Below are 2316 nucleotides of genomic sequence, written 5' to 3' on the forward strand. Positions count from 1 at the left end.
TATTCAAGAAAAACTGTTCCAACAACTCTTAAAAATTATTAGTCCTTCTTTTGAAAACAAAGATCCTTATCATAAGAATCTATACTACCAAGAAATCTTTGATAAATTAAGAAAATTTATGTCCTTTATACCTCATTCCTCCGATAAAACCTTATTAACTTTAAATCAAATGGCTTCTTGTCATCCTGAATTTTTTGAAACTGATAACCAAGCAAAACAAAAAATTCAAGAAGAATATTACCGTTTATCAGAAACCTTCAAAGGCTTTGAGGTGTTCCAAAACTTTAGACACTTTTTACTTTTTAAAAATTCTTTAAGATTAACTATTAAGTTAGTCTTTTTTTTCTTTTCTAAGACTAAAAAAATAATTTCTTATCTTTTCTAAAAACGTTTTTAGAAAGGGATTAAATGTTAAGAGAAGAATTATTTAAAGATTTTTTAAAAAACAAAAAGAATTTAGAAATACGAAATCAATTAATCGATTTACATTTGCCATTAGTAAATAAATTAGTTAAGCAATTTAAATATTATCCGCGTGTCCTTCAAAAAGAGGATTTATACCAAGAAGGGGTTTTAGGATTAATCAAAGCCCTCAATCATTACCAAGATTTAGGTTATGACTTTATCGCTTATGCTACTCCAACCATCAAATCGGAAATAAGAGAAATAATAAGAAAAAGCCATTCTCCCTCAATCCCACAAAAAAATCATAAAAAGGATAATCTTTCTTTTCAAGAAGATTTTTGTGAACCACATCAAATAAATAAACTAAATCCTCATCAATTATGGTTAAAACAAGTTAATCACGAAATCTTTTTAAAAAAAATGAAAGCTAAATTAAGCGAAACCGAATTCAAAATTATCCATTTAAGTTTTGGTGTTCCTTTAGGGAATATCAACGAAGATTATCAAATTTGTTATACCAACGCTGAAATCGCTGAAAAACTCAATTTATCTTTAAAACAAATAGAAAATATTAAAAACATTGCTATCAAAAAATTAAAAAAACGTTAACCTTTCTCGTCCGTAATGACGTTAAACTAGTTATTTGAAACAATAAAAAAAACCAGATTACTTTCAAAGTAATCTTTTTTTTATATCAAAACCAAACATAAAACTTTTGAAACAACAGTGATAAATGATTCCAACATCAACAAATTAGATAATCGTCCAATACATTTGTTTTCAAAAGTTTTAATAATGAAAAAATTAAAAAAATATATCAAAAAAAAGGAAAAATAAAATATGTTAAATAAAGTTCAATTAATCGGTCGTCTAAGCCATGATTTAGAAAAACAATACATTAACAGTAATAACGAACAAATCCCTAAAATTGATTTTCAATTAGCGGTTAACCTTAAAGAGATAACCCAATTCATCCCCTGTGTCGCTTTTCGAAAACAAGCCGAAAACATGAAGAAATATTTACATAAAGGTTCGAAAATTTATCTTGAAGGGATATTATCCATCCAAAAATATACGAATAATGAAGGTCAAATTAAAACTAACACTAAAGTTATTCTTCAAAACGTGATCTTTTTAGATAATAAACCACAAGAAAATTTATCTTTTTAAAAAAAATAAATTCATAAACTAAGGAGAAAAATAAACATGAATAAAAAAGAACTAATTAAAAAAATAGCTGAGGTAAATAAAACCTCAATTTCAAAAACAGAAGAATTTTATAACTCATTTGAGAATACTCTAATTAAAGCAATCATATCAAATGAAGAAGTGTCTTTATCCTCTAAAATTGGCAAATTCAAATTAAAACCAAGAAAAGCCTACATCGGTAGAAACCCTAAAACAAAGAAAAAACTAAAAATTCCTGCCAAAACCGTAGTCACTTTCAAACTTTCTAAAACCATTAAAGACCAAGCGAAAACTTTAATTTTAAAATAACCAAATTATTTTCTTTCAAAAACCTAAGAAAGGAGGTTATTCATGAAATTAAATAAAAAAAATTATCTGAGTTTGATCGGATTATTAAGTTTAGGTTTCTTGATTTTATTAATCTTTGGTATCACTCATTCTCACTCAACAACTAAAACTCCATCATTAACTAAACAACCTTCATCAACACAACCACAAGAGATCGACCACCAAATCAAATTAGAACAAGCCAAAATCAAAGAATTACAACAAAAAGATCAAACCTTAAAAACCCAAATTGATGAAAATGTTAAAACTTTAACCGACATTATTACTAAAATTAAAACTCTGCAAAATGAATTAACTAATAACCCACAATTACCCCCAAACACGAAAACTCAAAAACAACAACAATTAACCGAACTAAAAAATCAACAACAAACT

The 2316-nt window shown here is 26.3% G+C and carries 3 protein-coding genes and 2 pseudogenes; all 5 read left to right on the top strand.

What is annotated here, in order from left to right:
* A pseudogene (locus OYV_RS00565) lies at positions 1–265 on the top strand (replicative DNA helicase); the annotation flags it as partial.
* A 143-nt stretch (positions 266–408) separates the two neighbouring features.
* Positions 409–1014, top strand: a complete 606-nt coding sequence (locus OYV_RS00570; protein WP_042067659.1) for a sigma-70 family RNA polymerase sigma factor — start codon at positions 409–411, stop codon at positions 1012–1014.
* A gap of 231 nt (positions 1015–1245) precedes the next feature.
* Positions 1246–1575, top strand: a complete 330-nt coding sequence (locus tag OYV_RS00575) for a single-stranded DNA-binding protein (protein WP_011160863.1) — start codon at positions 1246–1248, stop codon at positions 1573–1575.
* A 36-nt stretch (positions 1576–1611) separates the two neighbouring features.
* Positions 1612–1902 (top strand): HU family DNA-binding protein, encoded by a 291-nt coding sequence (locus tag OYV_RS00580; protein ID WP_011160864.1) that lies wholly within the window; start codon positions 1612–1614, stop codon positions 1900–1902.
* A gap of 42 nt (positions 1903–1944) precedes the next feature.
* Positions 1945–2316, top strand: a pseudogene (locus OYV_RS00585) (AAA family ATPase); the annotation flags it as partial.

It is taken from the genome of 'Chrysanthemum coronarium' phytoplasma (genome assembly GCF_000744065.1).
GTDB lineage: Bacteria > Bacillota_I > Bacilli_A > Acholeplasmatales > Acholeplasmataceae > Phytoplasma > Phytoplasma asteris.

Bases quoted from the DNA above. Each gene is read 5' to 3' on its own strand.
- OYV_RS00570 (WP_042067659.1), top strand. From the start codon at position 409: ATGTTAAGAGAAGAATTATTTAAAGATTTTTTAAAAAACAAAAAGAAT.
- OYV_RS00575 (WP_011160863.1), top strand. From the start codon at position 1,246: ATGTTAAATAAAGTTCAATTAATCGGTCGTCTAAGCCATGATTTAGAA.
- OYV_RS00580 (WP_011160864.1), top strand. From the start codon at position 1,612: ATGAATAAAAAAGAACTAATTAAAAAAATAGCTGAGGTAAATAAAACC.